The sequence below is a fragment of the Bradyrhizobium sp. MI1.10 genome (genome assembly GCF_055811035.1).
The window spans coordinates 38,163-57,014 of sequence record NZ_JBVVPN010000035.1 but is presented as its reverse complement, the minus strand read 5'-3'; the positions used below and the strand labels follow the sequence as shown (position 1 = coordinate 57,014).

The following is an 18,852-nucleotide window of genomic DNA, read 5'->3' as shown; positions in this document are numbered from 1 at the left end:
CCCCCCCGCGGGCGCGCCCCCGGGCGCCCCCCCCCCCCCCCCCGGCCGGCGCCCCCCCCCCCCCCCCCCCCCCCCCCCCCCCCCCGGGGGCGCCCCGCGGGGGGGGGGGGCCCCGGCGCCGGGGCCCCCCCGGTTCGGCGGCTTCAATTCCAACCATTTGATCATCCTGACCTTCGCCGTCTCCGGCGCGCTGGCGGGCCTCGCCGGCATCATCGAGGTCGCGGGTCCGGTCGGGCATCTCCAGCCCGGCATCTCGCCGGGTTACGGTTTTACGGCGATCATCGTCGCCTTTCTCGGCCGGTTGAACCCCCTTGGAATATTAATTGCAGGCCTTTTTCTCGCGCTGACTTTTATCGGCGGCGAGCAGGCGCAGATCGCGATGAAGATCCCGTTGGACGTCACCAAGGTTTTTCAGGGCATTCTGCTGTTCTACGTGCTCGCCTGCGATTCCCTCATTCTCTATCGCTTCAAGCTGGTCTTCCCGAACCGACAGGTGCCTCGTGGAGCTGGTTGAAGCCATCATCCTCGCGGTGCTCGCCGCCTCGACGCCGCTCCTGATCGCGGCGACCGGCGAGCTCGTGACCGAACGATCCGGTGTGCTCAATCTCGGCGTCGAGGGCATGATGATCGTGGGCGCCGCATGTGGCTTTGCCGGTGCGTGGCTGACCGGCTCGATCTTCATCGGCGCACTGTTCGGCATCGTCGCCGGCACCTTGATGTCACTGGTCTTCGCGCTGATGGCGCTCGGGCTTGCGGTCAACCAGGTTGCAACAGGGCTGGCGCTGACCATCCTGGGCGTCGGACTCTCCGGCCTGATCGGCGCCGGTTTCGTCGGCGAGCGCATCACGCCGGCGCTGCATCTCGACATTCCCGGTCTCACGAATATCCCGCTGGTCGGCCGCGTGTTGTTCGGCGAGGACGCCTTCGTCTATTTCTCGCTGGCGCTGGTCATCGGCGTCTGGTGGTTCCTGTACCGCACGCGGTCAGGATTGATCCTGCGCGCCTGCGGCGACAACCATGTCTCCGCGCATGCGCTCGGCTATCCCGTGCTGCGCATCCGCACCTTAGCGGTCATGTTCGGCGGCGCCTGCGCCGGACTTGCCGGTGCCTATCTGCCGCTCGCCTATACGCCGTTCTTCATTCCGGGCATGACCGCAGGCCGCGGCTGGATCGCGCTGGCGCTGGTGGTGTTCTCGTCCTGGCGTCCGGGCCGCCTCGTGGTCGGCGCGTATCTATTCGGCGCGGTGACGATCCTGCAGCTGCACGCGCAGGGCTGGGGCGTCGGCATTCCCTCGCAGTTGATGTCGGCGCTGCCTTACCTTGCGACTGTCATCGTCCTGGTCCTGCTCTCCCGCGCGCGCACGGGCGGATCCACCGCACCGGCTGCGCTTGGCACCGTGTTCGTGCCTGACCGCTAGCGTTTCATTTCCGGGGCGGGCGCGATGGGGCGCGCACGTTGCGGATCGTGGCTTTCCCCTGATGTTTGGAGATTGATGATGAGGAAATCACTTCTTGCGCTGACTGCCGGGCTCTTGCTTGCCGGGAGCGTCAGTGCAGCCTCCGCCGCCGACAAGCTGAAAGTCGGATTTATCTACCTCGGCCCGGTCGGTGACCTCGGCTGGACCTATCAGCATGAGCTGGCACGCCAGGCCCTGGTGAAGGAGCTCGGCGACAAGATCGAGACCACTTTTCTCGAAAACGTGCCTGAGGGCCCCGACGCCGAACGCTCCATCGAGCAGCTCGTCCGCGCCGGCAACAAGCTGATCTTCACCACCTCGTTCGGCTACATGGATCCGACGCTGAAGGTCGCGAAGAAATATCCGAACGTGCATTTCGAGCACGCGACCGGATACAAGCGCAACCCGAACATGTCGACCTATTCGGCCAAATGGTTCCAGGGCCGCTACATCCAGGGCCTGATCGCGGCCAAGATGTCGAAGTCCGGCGTGCTCGGCTATATCGGCTCGTTCCCGATTCCCGAGGTCGTCTCCGGCATCAACGCGACGATCCTCGCCGCGCAGACCATCAACCCGAACATCAAGGTCAAGATCATCTGGGCCAACACCTGGTTCGACCCGGGCAAGGAGGCCGACGCCGCCAAGGCGCTGATCGACCAGGGCGCGGATGTGATCATGCAGCACACGGATTCGCCCGCGGCAATGCAGATCGCCAGCGAACGCGGCAAGCTCGCCTTCGGCCAGGATTCCGAGATGATCAAGTTCGGGCCGAAGACCCAGCTGACCTCGATCCTCGATACCTGGGGTCCCTACTACATCGCCCGGGTCAAGGCCGAGCTCGACGGAACCTGGAAATCCGAGGACAGCTGGCGCGGCCTCGACAGCCACATGTTCGCGATGGCACCTTACACCAACATGCCTGACGACGTGAAGAAGATCGCCGAGGATGCCCAGGCCGCGATCACCGCGGGCAAGCTGCATCCGTTCAAGTGCCCGGTCCTTGGGCAGGACGGCAAGCCTGTCGAGTGCAAGGGCGGCGCCAATCTCGACGACGGCCAGATCCTCGGCATGAATTTCTATGTCAAAGGCATCGACGACAAGCTGCCGGGCAAGTAGCACGCTTCTTGCTTTGCCTAAATCACCTGCTCCTCCGGAGGAGGTTTGGAGGGGGTGGCCAGAAGCACCCGGCACTTGTGGTCGCCCCCTCTTTCTATTTTGCTGATTATCCCGCCTGCATCGCCCGCGCCGCGGAACTGTGGCGGCTGATCAGATCGGCGACATCCAGGCCCGGGATCGCGCCGTCGATAACGGCCCATTTCCCTGCCACCATCACCCGATCGGCCCGATGCGCCCCGCACAGGACGACCGCGGCCAGGGGATCGCCATGGCCGGAGAAGCGTAGCTCGTCGAGCCGGAACAGCGCGAGATCGGCCGCCTTGCCGACGGCGATCTCACCGAGTTCCGGTCGACCGACGCAGGCCGCCGAGCCCTTGGTGGCCCAGCGCAGCGCATCCTTATGACTGACCTTCGTCACCCCGTAGCGCGCCCGCTGTAGCAGGAACGCAGCCCGGACCTCCTGCATCAGGTTCGATCCATCGTTCGAGGCCGAGCCATCGACGCCGATGCCGATGCCCACACCGGCCTCCTCCATTTCGCAGACGGGGCAGCAGCCGGAGGCCAGAAGCTGGTTGCTGCAGGCGCAATGACTGATCGTCGTCTTCGCCTTGCCGAGCCGCTTCATCTCGTCTGCATTGAAGAAGATGCCATGGGCGAGCCACGTCCGCGCATTGAGCCAGCCGCATTGTTCGAGATAGTCGAGCGGACGGCAGCCATACATCTCCTGGCAGAATTTGTTCTCGTCCTCGGTCTCGGCCAGATGGGTATGCAGGCGCACATCGAGCTTGTCTGCGAGATCGGCGGTGGCGCGCATCAGGGACGTCGTCACCGAGAACGGCGAGCAAGGTGCGAGCGCGATCTGCACCATCGCATCCGCGCCGCGCTGGTGGTGCCTGGCGACCACACGCGCGCTGTCGGCGAGGATGGTGTCCTCATCCTGCACGACGCTATCGGGCGGCAGACCGCCGTCGCGCTGCGACAGGTTCATCGAGCCGCGCGTGAGCAGCACGCGCACGCCGAGCCGCCTGGCCACCGCCACCTCGATATCGACGGCGTCTTCGAGCCCCGCCGGAAAAACATAGTGATGATCCGTCGTGGTGGTGCAGCCCGACAGCAACAGTTCGGACATCGCCACGGTGACGCCGAGCTCGAGAGCTTCAGCCGTCAGCTTCGCCCACACCGGATAGAGCGCCTGGAGCCAGGGAAACAGCTCGCGGTCCATCGCCGCCGGCAGCGCCCGCGTCAGCGTCTGGTAGAAATGGTGATGGGTGTTGATGAGGCCCGGCAGCACGACGTGGTCGCCAGCATCGAACACCGCGACGTCAGCGGTTGCAGGCGCAGCGCCGGCCGGCACCAGCTCGACGATCCGGCCGCCTCTCACCACGATCCCGCGCTCGGCGCCATCGGCGAGGATAGCCAGGGGATCCCTGATCCAGATCGGCTTTGCGTCGCTCATCAACCTGCTCCTCCTCACATCCGCCGACGACAGACCTGCAAGGCAGGGGCCGGCCTGATTGCACTTTTGCTGCGACTTGTTGTTGCGACTTGGCGCTCGTCTTGCAAGACTTTCTCCTGGTTCGATTCACTCGTTGGAAGCGTTGGCGTCGCCATGGACTTGAATACCATCACAGCGGTCGCCCATCCGCAAACGCGCGCGCAGCTGCCCGTTTGGACGCCAGGTGATGCTTGGCTCGCGGGCGGCACCTGGCTGTTCTCGGAGCCGCAAGTTCACCTGACTCGGCTCATCGATCTCACCGACCTGAAATGGCCGGCGCTGACGGTCACCGAGAGCCATCTCAGCATCGCAGCCACCTGCACCGTCGCGCAGCTCGATGGATTCGCCTGCCCACCCGACTGGTTCGCGGCACCGCTGATCAACCAGTGCTGCCGCGCCTTCCTGGCTTCGTTCAAGATCTGGAAGACGGCGACCGTCGGCGGCAATCTCTGCATGTCGCTTCCGGCGGGACCGATGATCTCGCTCACCGCTGCGTTGGACGGCGTCTGCACCATCTGGAAGGCCGGCGGCGGCGAACAGATGATGCCCGTTATCGATTTCGTCATCGGCAACCAGCTCAACCGTCTGGCGCCGGGGGACCTGCTCCGGCAGATCGATATTCCGATCGCCGCGTTGAAACGTCGTACGGCCTTCCGCCAGATCTCGCTGGCGCCGGTCGGCCGCTCGGCGGCGCTCCTGATCGGCAGTCTGGATGCCGATGGCACGCTGACGCTCACGGTCACCGCCTCGACGGTGCGGCCGATCCGGTTGTCCTTTCGCGAGGTCCCCGACACGAAAGCGCTTCGCGATTCCATCGCGCAGCAGATCACGGACGATCTCTACCATACCGACATCCACGGTAAGCCGCTCTGGCGCAAGCACATGACACTGCGGCTCGCCGAAGAGATCCGCGACGAACTCCTCGGAGCACCGCCGGCATGAGCTTCGAGGTTAATGGCACGACGTTTCCACAGGAGCCGCGCGCCGGCCAGTGCCTGCGCACGTTCCTGCGCGAGCTCGGCCATTTCGGCGTGAAGAAGGGCTGCGACGCCGGCGATTGCGGCGCCTGCACCGTGCTGCTGGACGGCGAGCCGGTGCATAGCTGTCTGATCCCGGCGTTCCGCGCCGACGGGCGCGCGGTCACGACGATCGAAGGCCTCGGCGGTGACAGCGGCGCGCATCCGATGCAGCAGGCTTTCCTCGATGCGCAGGGCTTTCAATGCGGCTTTTGCACCGCCGGCATGATCCTGACCTGTGCCTCGCTGAACCAGGCGCAGCGCACCGATCTCGGCGTCGCGCTGAAGGGCAATATCTGCCGCTGCACCGGCTATCGCGCGATCGAGGACGCGCTGCTCGGCAAGGCCAATGTCGAGGCGGGCGTCGAAGCCGGCGCCGCATTCGGCCGCAGCCTGCCGGCGCCAGCTGGCCCCGATGTCGTGCGCGGCAAGGCGCGCTACACGTTCGACACGCAGATCGACGGCCTGCTGCATATCAAGCTGCTCCGTTCGCCGCACGCCCACGCGAGGATCGTCGCGATCGACAAGTCGGAAGCGCTGAGCGTTCCCGGCGTGCACGCGGTACTGACGCATGAGGATGCGCCAACCACTCTGATGTCGACCGCGCGGCATGAGAAGGACTGGATGGATCCCGAGGATACCCGTGTTCTCGACGACATCGTCCGCTTCATCGGCCAGAAGGTCGCCGCCGTGGTCGCAGACAGCGAAGCCGCGGCCGAGGACGCATGCCGCCGGCTGAAGGTCAGTTACGAGATTTTGCCCGCGCTGGTCGATCCGGAGCAGGCGATGGCGCCCGGCGCGCCCGTCATTCATCCCGATCGCACCACCGCGAACCGCATCGCCTATGCCCAGCGCAACCTCGCTGCGGAGACGCATGGCGAATTCGGCGACGTGGCGGCTGCGCTCGCGACATCCGCCGCCACCTTCGAGGGCACCTTCCATAGTCACCGTGTGCAGCATGCCGCTTTGGAAACTCATGGCGGCCTCGCCTGGCTCGATGCTTCCGGCGTGCTCAATGTCCGCACCTCGACGCAGGTGCCGTTCCTGACCCGACGCGCGCTGTCTGATATCTTCGAACTTCCCATGGACAAGGTCCGCGTCTTCTGCGAGCGCGTCGGCGGCGGCTTTGGTGGCAAGCAGGAGATGTTCGTCGAAGACATTCTGGCGCTCGCCGCGCTCAAGACCGGACGGCCGGTGAAGCTGGAGCTCACCCGCGAGGAGCAGTTCATCGCAACCTCGACGCGGCATCCGATGCGGGTCCACGTCAGGGCCGGTGCCGACGCGAACGGCAAGCTCACGGCGCTCCAGCTCGACGTGCTCTCCAACACCGGCGCCTACGGCAATCACGCCGGCCCAGTGATGTTCCACTCGCTGGCCGAATCCATCAGCGTCTACAATTGCCCGAACAAGCGGGTCGACGGCTACGCGGTCTACACCAATACGGTGCCGGCAGGCGCGTTTCGCGGTTATGGTCTGCCGCAAACACTCATCGCGGTCGAGGCCGCGATCGACGAATTGGCCAAGCAGCTCGGCATCAACCCTTACGAGATGCGCCGGCGCAACGTCGTCAAGCCCGGCGATCCCATGGTGTCGCCGCCGCCGTCGGAATTCCACGACGTGCACTACGGCTCCTACGGGCTCGACCAGTGCCTCGACCTCGTCGAGCGCGCGATGCAGGCTGATGGTCCACAGCCGGACCTATCGCCGGAGTGGCTGATCGGCGACGGCGTCGCGCTGACCATGATCGACACGGTGCCCCCGGCGGGCCATCTCGCGGATGCGATGGTCACGCTCAACGACGACGCCAGCTTCGATCTCACCGTCGGCACCGCCGAATTCGGCAACGGCACCAGCACCGTGCACCGGCAGATCGCGGCAACCACGCTTGCGACCACCGTCGACCGCATTCGCCTGCGCCAATCCGACACCGCCCATGGCGGCCACGACACCGGCGCCTATGGCAGCGCCGGCATGTTCGTGGCAGGCAAGGCGACGCATGCCGCAGCCATGCAGCTTGCGACCGAGCTGAAGGCGGCCGCCGCCGGCGCATGGCTCTGCGACGTCGGCAGTTGCACGCTCGATAGCGAAGCCGTCGTCAGTGGCGTGCGGCGCATGTCCTTTGTGGAGCTGGCGAGGCTCGCGCGCGAACGCGGACATCCGTTCGCAGGCGCCGGCAATTCCGGCGGCACGCCGCGTTCGGTCGGCTTCAACGTGCAGGGTTTTCGCGTCGCCGTGAACAAGGCCACTGGCGAGCTCCGGATTCTCAGGAGCGTGCATGCAGCGGACGCCGGCGTCGTCGCCAATCCCATGCAGTGCCGTGGCCAGGTCGAAGGCGGTGTTGCGCAGGCGCTCGGTGCCGCGCTCTACGAGGAGATGGTGATCGATGCGGATGGCCGCGTCGCCAACCCCAAATTCCGAGACTACCACCTGCCCTCCTTCGCCGATGTGCCCCGCACCGAGGTCTTCTTCGCCGAGACCTCCGACACGATCGGCCCGCTGGGGGCGAAGTCGATGAGCGAGAGTCCGTACAATCCGGTCGCCGCCGCGCTCGGCAACGCGATCGCGGACGCCACCGGCATCCGCTTCACTGCGCCGCCCTTCAAGCCGGACCGGTTGTTTCCGGCGCTGCACGATAAGTTTGGATAGGCATATTTCGGGGGATTGATCCATGAGCAGCGAAGTGCATCCCGTCGACGAGGTCTTGCCGGTCCCGCGCCTGCTGGCGCTCGGGCTTCAGCATGTGCTGGTGATGTATGCCGGCGCGGTCGCGGTGCCCCTGATCATCGGGCGCGCGCTGAAGCTGCCGCCGGAGGATGTCGCCTTCCTGATCAGCGCCGACCTGTTCGCCTGCGGACTTGCGACGCTGGTGCAATGCCTCGGTCTTCCCGGTGTCGGCATCCGCCTGCCTGTGATGATGGGCGTGACGTTCGCATCCGTCGGTCCGATGCTGTCGATGGCGGCTTCACCTGAGATCGGCCTGCTCGGCATCTACGGTTCAGTGATCGCCGCCGGCCTGTTCGGCATCGTCGCGGCGCCGTTCGTCAGCCGGCTGCTACCGCTGTTCCCGCCCGTCGTCACCGGCAGCATCATTCTCGTCATCGGCATCTCCCTGATGCGGGTCGGCATCAACTGGGCCGGCGGCGGCCTGCCGACGCTGGCGAAGGTGGTCGACGGCGTCGCCGGCAGCTTTCCCAATCCGGCCTACGGACAGTTGCAGGGGCTCGGCATCTCGCTGTTCGTGCTGCTGTTCATTCTCGGCTTGATCAAATGGGGCACCGGCTTCCTCGCCAACGTCGCCGTGCTGCTTGGCATCATCGCCGGCGCCGTGCTCGCGACCATTCTGGGCGTGATGCATTTCGACAAGGTCGCTGCGGCCTCCTGGGGCGCGCTCGTGATCCCGTTCCGCTTCGGCATGCCGCAATTCCATCTGGTACCAGTTATCACCATGTGCGTCGTCATGATCGTGGTGATGATCGAATCACTCGGCATGTTCCTGGCGCTCGGCGACATCACCGGCAAGACGGTCGACCGCGAAGCCCTGAGCCGAGGCCTGCGCGCCGACGGCGTCGGCACGCTGCTCGGCGGCATCTTCAACACCTTCCCGTACACGTCGTTCTCGCAGAATGTCGGTCTCGTCTCGGTCACCGGCGTGCGTTCGCGCTGGGTGACGGTCACGGGCGGCTGCATCATGCTCGTGCTCGGCCTGTTGCCGAAGCTCGCCGCATTGGTCGAGGCCGTGCCGCTGGTCGTGCTCGGCGGCGCCGGCCTCGTGATGTTCGGCATGGTCGCGGCGACAGGCGCACGTATCCTCACCTCGGTCGACTTCCGCACCAATCGCTACAATCTCTTCATCGTCGCGATCTCGATCGGCTTCGGCCTGATCCCGCTCGCCGCACCCGGCTTCTTCAGGAATTTGCCGCATGATCTGCAGCCGCTGCTGGAGTCCGGCATCCTGCTGTGTGCAATCGTCTCGGTGCTGCTCAACGCCTTCTTCAACGGGTTGAGCGGCGGCGCAGCGGCGGAAGCGGATGCAGCAGCGGTCGCCTCATCCGCGCAACATGTTTAACTGCCGCGATAGGTCGAATAGCTCCATGGCGTGACCAGCAGCGGCACGTGGTAGTGGCTTTCCGGCTCGCTGATCGCAAAGCGTAGCGGGATCTCGTCGAGGAACGGCGGGTCGGAGAGCTGCACGTTGCGCTCCGCGTAATATTTGGCCACGCTAAACCGGAGCTCGTAGCGGCCGATCGGCAGCGGGCGGCCGCCGATCAGCGGCTGGTCGGTGCGGCCGTCTGCGTTGGTGACGGTGCGCGCGATGACGCGGCTTTCCCCGAGCGCGGCGAGCTCGACCAGCTCGACCGGAATACCCGGCGCGGGCTTGCCGGCGTGATTGTCCAGTACATGGGTCGAAAGCCGGCCGTGCACCTTGAGCTTGTCATCGGCGATGACGAGCTGATCGAGACGCAGAGCAGCGATACGAGAGATTTCCTCAAGCGCGCGGCGTGTCTCGGTCTTGGCGATGTTCTGCAGCCGCGCCTCGAAGTCCCGCAGGATGGAATCCCTGGTATGCCGGCGCGCGCAGACGATATAGGGGATACCAAATTTTTCGCGATATGCATTGTTCGCCCGCTCGAAGGCCGCGTATTCGGCGTCCGACAGACGGTCGAGGCCAGCGCTATTCTGCTCGGCACTCGAGTCAGGCGTGAGTCCCGCTGCGCGCTGAGTCTTGTTGGCAAGGTCGGGGTGCGCACGTATCAGCGCCAGTTGCACCTCGGGCTCAGCGCTCGCGATCGCCGCCTTGATCGCGTCGAGCAGTGGATTGATGCCGGCAAACGGACGGCGCGCCGCGGCTTCTTGGGCAATCCAAGGCGAGTACTCGACCACGTTTTCAAGTACTGCGACGAAATCGTCGAAGCTCGCGACATTGAGATCGGACAGCGGTATCTGCGACATCGCCCTCACCCGATCTCGAATGCGTCGGCCGCAAGGTGCGCGAGCTTGTCGTGCCAATGCTGTGCGATCTGCAACCGCGTCGGCACCCAGACGCGCTTGTGCTTGCCGATGTAGTCGAGGAAGCGGATCAGCCCCGCCGCGCGGCCGGGACGTCCGGCCAGACGGCAGTGCAGGCCGACGGACATCATCTTCGGCGCGCTCTCGCCTTCGGCGTAGAGCACGTCGAAGGCATCTTTCAGGTAGGTGAAGAACTGCTCGCCTTCGGCAAAGCCCTGCGGATTGATGAACCGCATGTCGTTGGCGTCGAGCGTGTAGGGAATGACGAGCTGCTTGCCGCTCGCGCCCCTGACCCAATAGGGCAAATCATCTGCGTAGGAATCGCTGAGATAGAGGAAGCCGCCCTCCTCCATCACCAAACGGTTGGTGTTGATCGAGGAGCGTCCGGTGTACCAGCCGAGGGGCCGCGAGCCGGTCGCTGCGGTGTGGACGCGGATCGCTTCCGCGATCTCCGCGCGCTCCTGCGCCTCGGTCATGTCCTTGTGCTCGATCCACTTCAGGCTGTGGCTGGCGATGTCCCAGCCCGCCTCCTTCATGGCAGCAACGATTTCCGGATTGCGCTTCAGCGCTGTGGCGACGCCGAACACGGTGGTCGGCCACTTCCGTTGGCTGAATATCCGCCACAGCCGCCAGAAGCCGGCGCGCGAGCCATATTCGAACATCGATTCGATATTGGCGTGGCGCTGGCCGGGCCAAGGCTGTGCGCCGAGCACGTCGGACAGGAACGCTTCCGAGGCAGGGTCGCCATGCAGGATGTTGTTTTCGCTGCCCTCCTCGAAATTAACGACGAACTGCACCGCGACCCGCGCGTTGCCGGGCCATTGCGGGTGCGGCGGGTTGCGGCCGTAACCGCGGAGATCGCGCGGGTAGCGGGTACCAGTCACTCAGACTTCCTCGAAGCGGATCGGCAGCGCGCCCTTCCACAGCACGCTCTTGCCGAGCGTCGCCAGATTCTCCAGGCCGGACGTCAAGGTGATGAAATGGTTGCCGGCGAGCTGGCCCATCTTGCTCGCGAAGTGCACGCCGCCATAGGCCATCAGGATCTCGGTCTCGCTGATGCCGCCGGGATAGAGGATGATCTGGCCGGGCGCGGGATAGCTGGTGTGGTTCTCGTAGCCGACTCCGAAATCGAGGTCGCCGAGCGGCATCCACACGCCCTCGCCGCTCCAGCGCACGTGGATGATGTGGCTTTCGAACGGCAGCGCCTTGCGGAACGCGGCGACAGTCTTGGGCGCCGCTTGCTCCTCGAAACGGGCATCGAAGGTGAAGTCGCCGGCGCGGATCACGAGTTTGGTCATCTCATCTCTCTGGATCGGGGGCGGTGGCCCCACGGGGAATTTTCAGGCAAAGAGCACTCCGTCGGGCTTCGCGCAAGGGGCGCGGCCGGTTACCTGCGGTCGTAGGACCAGCCGAAAACGCCACTCCGCCGCGTCTCGGGCTCCGGCTCGACGGCGGGCTGCGGCGCCTCCCTCAGTTCCGCCTGCGGCGGCGGAGGCGGCGCCGGCAAATTCTCGCATTTCATGGAGTAGACCAGCTTGCCGTCCGCGGTCCGTCCGATCGGCGCGCAGGGGTCCGGATGCGCCGCCGAGGTTTTTGGGGTCAGCTTGACCTGCGCCACGGCCGGCGAGGCGATCAGCAGAAGGACCAGCAGATATTTCGACATCATTGTCGCCCAGAAACCAGATTTGGCCCATTGAACCGGATTGCGCAGGTCAAGTCCATCGGGGCTACGGGCGCGATTGCCGAATATTTAGCCGAGGCTAGAAAATTGGCTCGCCCCAATGTGATGTCGCGAGCGCTGATATCGGCTGGGCGCATCGCCATGTCAGCCGCGACGGCGACCACACAAACATCTCACAGCCGGGCGCCGTTACGGGAGAAAGTAACAATGCAAAAGACCTTTATCATTCTCGGCGCGACGCTGATTGCCGCCGCCACCGTCCAGACTGCCGCGGCGAACGACCGCCGTCATGTCCGCAGGGCGCAACCCCATCCCATCACCCAGTCGGTGCGCGACTCCAACGCCGCGCTGTGGCCGTCGCAGCCGACCGAGCCCGACTGGTCGCGCTATTCCAACGGCGCGATGTCTGCACCAGCGGGACGGTGATGCGGGAAGCCTAGCGCGATCAAGCGAAACTGCCTCCACGTCGTCATTGCGAGGAGCTCTTGCGACGAAGCAATCCAGACATTTTCCACGGATGCATTTCTGGATTGCTTCGCTGCGCTCGCAATGACGGAGTATGACGCGGTAACGCGACGCTTCCAGCTCGCATTTTTGAATTGCAGACACAGCTTCGCAGCCTCGCGGCTGATCTCGCCCGAGCTTTGCTTGGTCATTCCACCCTCTTGTCCAAGAGGGCGCAGGGAAGGCCGGGTGCCGGCTGGCACCCGCGGTCCGCTGCGCGAAAAGCACACGCAGGAAAACCGCACAGCAGCATACAGGTGTAGCCAATCACTCGGCCTTCCCTGCGCGATGGTTGGACGGCTTATGCCGTGCTCTCCCGGGAGCCGAGTTCTCTTTGGCCTCCCTCGCCTTCGCGAAATTCACCGGCACCGCGCCGGTTGACGCAGATGCCGCATTCGCCAGGGCTTGACCGTAGCAACGACGGCCAGGACCACACGGTTTTGCCGTACGCACGGCCCGCCATTTCACCACCGGTTTCGACGACGTTGTGCACGTTGCCGCCGACCTGATGACGAGACGAAGCCTAGCAGCGCCGCTCGTCGGAACGAAGCCTCGGGCTCACGGAGAGCAATCCGCCCTGCCCAAACCTCTCGCACCCGAACGCTGCCGCGTCCACCGCAAGCCCGGCTCGCGAATATGACGACCACAAGATCGCCCCTCAAGGATGAGCCGGGATGGGCGACACATACGCCAAAACCGAATTTCGGTAAAGTGGAATATTTTTTCAAGAGAGGATTGACGCACCCGCGACACAGGTCGCGCAATGAGACGCCTCGCGCAGAAGCAACAAGGGGCGGTGCAAAACACCGCCCTTGGCGCGAAACGAGACTGCGGCGAGGACAGGCGCCTAATACGGCTGATAATAGCCACGCGGACCATAGTAGGGACCGCCGCCGTAATATCCCTGGCCGCCGTAGTAAGGACCGGGGCCGTAATTATAGCGGTCCTCGTAGTACTCTTGGCGCCTGCTCTCTGCGATCGCGCCGCCGATCAGACCTGCCGCCACGCCCATGAAGGCGAGGCCTGCAGCGTTCGGACCTCGTCGATAGTAGCGGTGGCGGCGAGCGGCGCTGAAATCGGTGGCAGCCGGAGCGGCCGGGCCCGCGGCAGCGGCCTTGCTGGGTGCGGGCGAGTTGGCAGCCGAAGGCGTGACAGAGGCCGCAATCAGAACAAGACTTGCGAAAGCTGCCAACGCAACGTTGCGGCCGGCTGCAGAAATCATCGGTCCCTTATTCATCTTGACCTTCCCTGTTCTCGCTCAAAGCGACATCATCAAACAAGATTTAATGCGCAAGCTACTGAAATGGTTTCGTGATCGCGGCAATCTGCCACGCTTTGAACGATTGTAAACCGAACGACCAGATCCAGCTTGAACCATCCAACATGAGCGGATAATGAACAGCCGCACCGTTTTTCGGTCGCCGTAAGCGTTTTACGCGAACCAACGCATCAACCGACGCCGTCGGGATCGATGCCATTCTTGGGTTCACCGTGACTGACGCGTCCTATTCCAAAGAGAAACCAGATGATTGCGGTTCGCAAACTGCCGGCGCGCTATGCGCCGATCGTGATGCCATTGTGCTGTCCGTCCTCATGACGGCCGTGGTGTCGATCATTTCCACCCTTCGAAGCCTCGGCGCAACGCCGGCGTTCCTCGCGACCTGGCCGGGCGCCTGGGCGCTGTCATGGCTCGTCGCCTTTCCGACGCTGCTGATGGTGCTGCCGCTGGTCCGCCGGATCGTGGCGGGCGTCGTTGCGGCTCCCGCCCAACCGAGCCGATAGCAGGCGCGGACGGCGGCGCGTGACGCACGCCGTCCCGCTTCCGCGTGACTTTACGACAGCGCCCCCAGCACGCCGCGCGTTGCCTTGTCGATCTCCTCGACATAGCGGCGGCGGGCGAAGGTCTCGGTGAGGAAGCCGACCACTTTGCGGCTGTCGGTGGAATCGACGACTGCCAGCATCTCGGCTTCCGCCTCGTCGAACACCGCCATGGCCGACTTCACGTTCATTTCGGGGATCAGCACGATCTCGGTCAGGCGCGCGAGCTCGATCACCTGGATTTCGTCGGCGATGGTGTCGAGATCGCCGGAGAACAGGTCGGGCAGCAGGACGAGACCGACATATTCGTCCGCATTGTTGACGATGACGATCCCGGGCCGCGAGCCCAGCGCGAATTCGCGGCGGACCGCGGCGATCGTCGTGGTCGACGGCACCTTGCCGACATCGGAGCGCATCAGCCGCTCGACGGTGAGGTTGCGCAGCCAGCCGACGTCGTTGGCGCTACGAATGGTCTCGCCGCGCAGATGCAGGCGCCAGGTCGAGAAGGAGTGTCCGAACATGAAGCGGACGCAGATCGAGGTGACGATGCAGCCGGCGAGCACCACGGCGGTGACGTCGACGTTGCGGGTCATCTCGAGCACGAGGAACGACATGGTCAAGGGACCGCCGACGATGGCGACGCCGAGCGTCGCCATGCCCGTGAGCATCGCGACCAGCGGATCGATCACGAAGTTCGGGCTGATCAAGAGCAGCACCGCCGAAAAGAACTTTCCGATCAGGCTGCCGACGAACAGCGAGGCAAAGAACAGCCCGCCGCGGAAGCCGGAGGCGAGCGAGATCAGGCAGGCCGTCACCTTCAAGGCGATGATCAGCGCGATCAGGCCGATCGTCATGTCGTGAAAGAGATCAAGCACCATCGCGCCGTGGCCGGCCGCCAGCACCTGCGGCGTGACAATCGCAAAGCCTCCGACGATGAGGCCGCCGATCACCGGGCGCAGCCAGACCGGCAGCCATTTGAACAGGCGCTCGAACATCGAGGACGAGCGCATCACGGCGATGCCGACGCCGCTGGTGACGAGCGCGAGCCCGATCAGCGCCAGATATTGCTCGACGCCGACGGCGCTGACCTTGGGTATTTCGAGCGAGTATGGCGCGCCGCCGAGCCATTGCGCGGTCAGTGCACCCGCGAGCGAGGCGGCGAGGATTGGCGCAGCGCTGCCGACCGAATAGACGCCGACGATCAGCTCGCAGGCGTAGAAGGCGCCGGTGATCGGCGCACCGAAGGCGGCCGCGATCGCCGCAGCGGCACCGCAGCCGACGATCAGGCGCAGATCGTTGCGGCGCAGATTGAAGAACTTGCCGAGCAGCGAGGCGATGCCCGAGCCGATCTGGGTATAGCCGGCTTCGAGGCCGACGGAGGCGCCGCAGCCGTTCGAGATCAAGGTCTGGCTCGACACCACCACGCTGTCGCGCATCGACAGATTGCCGCCACGCAGCGCGTTCGCCTCGATCGGATCGACCGCGCTGGAGAGCTTGAGCCTTCGCCGCCACCACTCCATGATCCCGAGCGCCAATCCGCCCAGCGCGGGCGCGATCAACGCGGCCCAGGGACTGACGCTGGTATTGGCGGACAGGCGAACGTCGATGGGAATGCCGTAGATCACCATATGGGCAATCTGCGCAATCTCGGCCATGAGCGTCACGATGGCGCCGGCGAGCGTGCCGATCACCAGCGCCAGCGGGATCAGATAGAATTCGTTGCTGCGCAGCAGCGCCCGCAGCCGAACCATGACGCGGTTCGTCCCCTTGCGGTCGGCGAGATGTCTGATCCGCAGGAACACTTTTGGCCCGCCCTACCCTTCCGACATGCCGTAACCGGACATGCGCTGGCGGACCCGCTCGATCTCGGCACTCGACAGCAGCGGCGGCTCTCCGATCTGGAGACAGCCGTGATATTGCCGCGCCAGCGTCTCGACCTCGACGGCGAGCCACATCGCCTTGTCCAACGACTTGCCGATCGCGATCATGCCGTGATGGTCGAGCAGGCAGGCAAGCCGGCCCTCCAGCGCCCGCACTGCATGTTCGGACAGCTCCGCCGTTCCGAAGGTGGCATAGGGCGCGCAGCGGATGCTGTCGCCGCCGGCGGCTGCGATCATGTAGTGCACGGGCGGGATCTCCAGGCCCATGATCGCCAGGATGGTGCAATAGGTCGGATGGGCGTGGACGACGGCGTTGACGTCTGGCCGGGCCTTCAGGATGTCGAGGTGGAAGCGCCACTCGCTTGACGGCTTCTGATCGGGCGCGTGCGAGCCGTCCATCGCCATGAACACGATCTGGTCCGGCGTCATGGCGTCGTAGGGCACGCTGGTCGGGGTGACCAGAAGCCCGTCCACATGCCGGACGCTGATATTGCCCGAGGTGCCCTGGTTGATGCCGAGCGCGTTCATGCGGCGGCAGGCGCCGATGATGGCCTGTCTCTTGTCGAGCTCGTCCGCTGTCATCGACATCTCGATTTCCTGACGATGGGCGCCTGTCAGACGGGGAGTACGTCAAGCATTATGGCAGCGCAAGAGAAAGCGGACCGGATCGCGCGCGATCGCGCCAGCCGCCTCATGGCATCATGAAATAAACATGAAAATCAACGCATTAACAGATTGTCGCAGCTCTACGGCAAGCTCGCCCGGACGGCCGCGATGCCGTTGATCACGAACTGCACCGAATAGGCCGCGAGCAGCATGCCGAGCACGCGCTAGAGGACGGCGTTGCCGGTGCGCCCAAGGCTCCGCGCGATCATATTCGCGGAGACAAAGCAGAGCATGCAAAGCAGGCACACGGAGAGCACGACCGCGATGATGATCGCGAGCCTCGGCCCGTAGCCGGCATCGCCCGTCAGGAGCAGCGTGGTCGCGATCGCGCCAGGACCGGCCATCATCGGGATCGCCAGCGGGAATACCGCGACGTCGGAGGCATGCTCGGAGCTTGCCTTGTCGGCCTCGCGGGCCTCGCGATGCGGACGGTCGCCGAAGATCATCTGGTAGGACACGCCGAACAGCAGCAGTCCGCCGGCGATCTGGAAGGCGGGGATGCCGATCCCGAGCTGGCGCAGCAGCCAGTTTCCAATCAGGGCGATCACCACCAGGATCGACGCCGCAATCAGTGGCGCGCGCAGCGCGATGGTGCGTTTGGTCTTGTCGGGCATGCCTCCGGTCGCGGCGAGGAAGGCCGGCGCAAGGCCCACGGGATCGACCACGAGCAGCAGCGTCACGAACGCAGACAAGGTGAAGTCGATCATGTCTCGGTGGGCTCCCTGGACGCAGGAACGATGGCTGGCGGACTGACTTAGCCCGGCAGAACCGCTTTGAAAATCACCGGAGATGCACAATGAGCGACAGTGGAATTGGAATGTTGCTGGGTCACCTTTCGGGCAACCTGCTCTGGCTCTGGTTCATCGGAGCCTTCGTGCTCGGTGCGGTCCTGGTCTACGGCGTGGCGAAGGCGGGGCGCCTGCGGCGCCGCGAGCGCGCACAGCTCGACCGCAACACCGAGGCGCGGCAGCGGCAGGAAGATCCCTACAAGCGTCCGACCTGAGCGCAGGTTGCCGTTTGGAACTTTCGTTCTCCGAAAGCTTTTGATCGCCTGAGGATTGCGGAAGGCGATGCCTTCGCGTGTCACCTCAAGAGGAGGATGTATGGCCAAGAAAGCAAAGAAGCGCACGACCAAGAAATCGTCGACGGGCCGCGCCCGTCAGGCGCCGAAGATGTTGAGCGACCTGTTTCTCGAGACGCTCAAGGACATCTATTTCGCCGAGAACAAGATCATCAAGACCTTGCCCAAGATGGCCAAGGCCGCCAACTCGAAGGAGCTCGCGGCGGCTTTCAACAAGCATCTGCGCGAGACCCAGGGCCAGGTCAAACGTCTCGACCAGATCTTCAAGATGCTGGGCAAGCCGGCCCGCGGCAAGCCTTGCGAAGCGATCAACGGCATCACCGACGAAGGCGCCGAGATCATGAAGGAGTTCAAGAACGCTCCTGCGCTCGACGCCGGCCTGCTCGCAGCCGCGCAGGCGGTCGAGCATTACGAAATCTCCCGCTACGGCACGCTGCGCACCTGGGCCGAGGAGCTCGGCATGCAGGACGCGGCAAAGCTGCTGCAGGCGACGCTGGACGAGGAAGAGGCGACCGATCACACCCTGACCGAGCTCGCCACCTCCGTGATCAACCTCGAGGCGGAAGAGGAATACCGCCAGGCGGCCTGAGCCCCACGTGGCGTGACGACGAAACGCCGCGGCCGGAAGGCCGCGGCGCTTGTGTTTTCGGATCGCACGATCCGCATGGCACCTGCGCGCCGCCGGGCTGGAATTCTCGGGAACTGGCCCCATATTCAGCGTTCCCCACCGCCGAGCCCGCATCATGCAACCCAAAAATCCCCTCGACTGGATGCTGTCCGAAGCCCTGGACTCGCTGACCCGCGCCGAACGGCTGCGCCAGCAGTTCGGCCGCCAGGAAGCGTGCTGGGAGCCACCGATCGACGTGCTCGAAACCGAGCATGAGCTTCTGATCTTGGTCGCGCTTCCGGGTGTCAATCCCGACAATGTCGAGACTGTCATCCATGACGGCGTGCTCGTCATCTCCGGCCAGCGCACCCTTCCGCCGGAGCTTCGCAACGCCCGCATCCACCGGCTCGAACTGCCGCAGGGGCGTTTTGAGCGCCGCATTGCATTGCCCGTTGGCCGCTACGCCATCAGCCGCTTCGTGATGGACGGCTGCGTCGCGCTGCGCCTCGCCAAATCCTGAGGTC

The 18,852-nt window shown here is 64.9% G+C and carries 19 protein-coding genes and 2 pseudogenes; 11 read left to right on the top strand and 10 right to left on the bottom strand.

The features are described 5' to 3' along the window. The 3 genes from AC0L3K_RS29845 to AC0L3K_RS29835 form a co-directional block, all read left to right on the top strand. The coding region (locus AC0L3K_RS29845; protein ID WP_473367370.1) for an ABC transporter permease subunit at positions 1–514 on the top strand (514 nt) is incomplete at its 5' end. After that, entirely contained in the window at positions 501–1,418 is a 918-nt protein-coding gene (locus tag AC0L3K_RS29840; protein ID WP_473367369.1) for an ABC transporter permease, read from the top strand. The genes AC0L3K_RS29845 and AC0L3K_RS29840, both read left to right, overlap by 14 nt. A 78-nt stretch (positions 1,419–1,496) precedes the next feature. Continuing rightward, positions 1,497–2,573 (top strand): BMP family ABC transporter substrate-binding protein, encoded by a 1,077-nt coding sequence (locus AC0L3K_RS29835; RefSeq protein ID WP_473367378.1) that lies wholly within the window; start codon positions 1,497–1,499, stop codon positions 2,571–2,573. 106 nt (positions 2,574–2,679) lie between these two features. Here the strand turns inward: AC0L3K_RS29835 and AC0L3K_RS29830 are convergent, their stop codons facing one another. Then, positions 2,680–4,029 (bottom strand): 8-oxoguanine deaminase, encoded by a 1,350-nt coding sequence (locus tag AC0L3K_RS29830; protein ID WP_354129188.1) that lies wholly within the window; start codon positions 4,027–4,029, stop codon positions 2,680–2,682. A 153-nt stretch (positions 4,030–4,182) separates the two neighbouring features. On the opposite strand from AC0L3K_RS29830, the gene AC0L3K_RS29825 reads away from it, so the two are divergent. The 3 genes from AC0L3K_RS29825 to AC0L3K_RS29815 are packed head-to-tail and all read left to right on the top strand — an operon-like array spanning position 4,183 to position 9,150. Then, positions 4,183–5,010: an FAD binding domain-containing protein gene (locus tag AC0L3K_RS29825; protein WP_473367368.1), complete on the top strand. Its 828-nt coding sequence runs from the start codon at positions 4,183–4,185 to the stop codon at positions 5,008–5,010. Continuing rightward, a complete protein-coding gene (locus tag AC0L3K_RS29820; RefSeq protein WP_473367367.1) occupies positions 5,007–7,730 on the top strand; it encodes a molybdopterin-dependent oxidoreductase in 2,724 nt (907 codons plus the stop codon). The genes AC0L3K_RS29825 and AC0L3K_RS29820 overlap by 4 nt, the downstream gene beginning before the upstream one ends. Positions 7,731–7,752: 22 nt before the next feature. Further along, positions 7,753–9,150 carry a nucleobase:cation symporter-2 family protein gene (locus tag AC0L3K_RS29815; protein ID WP_473367366.1) on the top strand — a complete coding sequence of 466 codons (1,398 nt, stop codon included), beginning with the start codon at positions 7,753–7,755 and terminating at the stop codon, positions 9,148–9,150. Here AC0L3K_RS29815 and uraD read toward each other — a convergent pair. The 4 genes from uraD to AC0L3K_RS29795 form a co-directional block, all read right to left on the bottom strand. Continuing rightward, the gene (gene uraD / locus AC0L3K_RS29810; protein ID WP_219685274.1) at positions 9,147–10,034 is read right to left on the bottom strand and encodes a 2-oxo-4-hydroxy-4-carboxy-5-ureidoimidazoline decarboxylase; all 888 of its coding nucleotides are present in this window, start codon (positions 10,032–10,034) and stop codon (positions 9,147–9,149) included. The genes AC0L3K_RS29815 and uraD overlap by 4 nt on opposite strands. A 5-nt stretch (positions 10,035–10,039) precedes the next feature. Beyond that, the gene (puuE, locus tag AC0L3K_RS29805; RefSeq protein ID WP_219685273.1) at positions 10,040–10,975 is read right to left on the bottom strand and encodes an allantoinase PuuE; all 936 of its coding nucleotides are present in this window, start codon (positions 10,973–10,975) and stop codon (positions 10,040–10,042) included. Next, a complete protein-coding gene (locus tag AC0L3K_RS29800; protein ID WP_007601448.1) occupies positions 10,976–11,389 on the bottom strand; it encodes a DUF3830 family protein in 414 nt (137 codons plus the stop codon). 89 nt (positions 11,390–11,478) lie between these two features. Continuing rightward, positions 11,479–11,757, bottom strand: a complete 279-nt coding sequence (locus AC0L3K_RS29795) for a hypothetical protein (protein ID WP_473367365.1) — start codon at positions 11,755–11,757, stop codon at positions 11,479–11,481. A gap of 222 nt (positions 11,758–11,979) precedes the next feature. Between AC0L3K_RS29795 and AC0L3K_RS29790 the strand changes: the two genes are divergently transcribed. After that, a complete protein-coding gene (locus AC0L3K_RS29790; protein ID WP_007601445.1) occupies positions 11,980–12,198 on the top strand; it encodes a hypothetical protein in 219 nt (72 codons plus the stop codon). Here the strand turns inward: AC0L3K_RS29790 and AC0L3K_RS29785 are convergent. Together AC0L3K_RS29785 and AC0L3K_RS29780 are read right to left on the bottom strand one after the other, a co-directional pair. Beyond that, the gene (locus AC0L3K_RS29785; protein WP_007601443.1) at positions 12,159–12,428 is read right to left on the bottom strand and encodes a hypothetical protein; all 270 of its coding nucleotides are present in this window, start codon (positions 12,426–12,428) and stop codon (positions 12,159–12,161) included. The two genes, AC0L3K_RS29790 and AC0L3K_RS29785, sit on opposite strands and share 40 nt — an antisense overlap. Before the next feature lie 695 nt (positions 12,429–13,123). Beyond that, positions 13,124–13,513, bottom strand: a complete 390-nt coding sequence (locus AC0L3K_RS29780) for a hypothetical protein (protein WP_007601441.1) — start codon at positions 13,511–13,513, stop codon at positions 13,124–13,126. A 288-nt stretch (positions 13,514–13,801) separates the two neighbouring features. Between AC0L3K_RS29780 and AC0L3K_RS29775 the strand changes: the two are divergent. Then, positions 13,802–14,058 (top strand): annotated as a pseudogene (locus AC0L3K_RS29775) (DUF2798 domain-containing protein). A 50-nt stretch (positions 14,059–14,108) separates the two neighbouring features. Here AC0L3K_RS29775 and AC0L3K_RS29770 read toward each other — a convergent pair. From AC0L3K_RS29770 to AC0L3K_RS29760, 3 genes and pseudogenes are all read right to left on the bottom strand, one after another. Continuing rightward, positions 14,109–15,896, bottom strand: coding sequence for a chloride channel protein (locus tag AC0L3K_RS29770; RefSeq protein WP_007601437.1), 1,788 nt, complete (start codon positions 15,894–15,896; stop codon positions 14,109–14,111). 12 nt (positions 15,897–15,908) lie between these two features. Further along, entirely contained in the window at positions 15,909–16,562 is a 654-nt protein-coding gene (locus AC0L3K_RS29765) for an L-fuculose-phosphate aldolase (RefSeq protein WP_007601436.1), read from the bottom strand. 158 nt (positions 16,563–16,720) lie between these two features. Continuing rightward, positions 16,721–17,347: pseudogene (locus AC0L3K_RS29760) on the bottom strand (MarC family protein). An 89-nt stretch (positions 17,348–17,436) separates the two neighbouring features. Here AC0L3K_RS29760 and AC0L3K_RS29755 point away from each other — a divergent pair. From AC0L3K_RS29755 to AC0L3K_RS29745, 3 genes are all read left to right on the top strand, one after another. Continuing rightward, entirely contained in the window at positions 17,437–17,643 is a 207-nt protein-coding gene (locus tag AC0L3K_RS29755) for a hypothetical protein (protein WP_007601434.1), read from the top strand. 100 nt (positions 17,644–17,743) lie between these two features. Continuing rightward, complete coding sequence (locus tag AC0L3K_RS29750; RefSeq protein WP_007601433.1) at positions 17,744–18,310, top strand: YciE/YciF ferroxidase family protein; 567 nt, start codon at positions 17,744–17,746, stop codon at positions 18,308–18,310. Positions 18,311–18,464: 154 nt separating this feature from the next. Continuing rightward, positions 18,465–18,848: an Hsp20/alpha crystallin family protein gene (locus AC0L3K_RS29745; RefSeq protein WP_007601432.1), complete on the top strand. Its 384-nt coding sequence runs from the start codon at positions 18,465–18,467 to the stop codon at positions 18,846–18,848. The last annotated feature ends 4 nt before the right edge of the window (positions 18,849–18,852 follow it).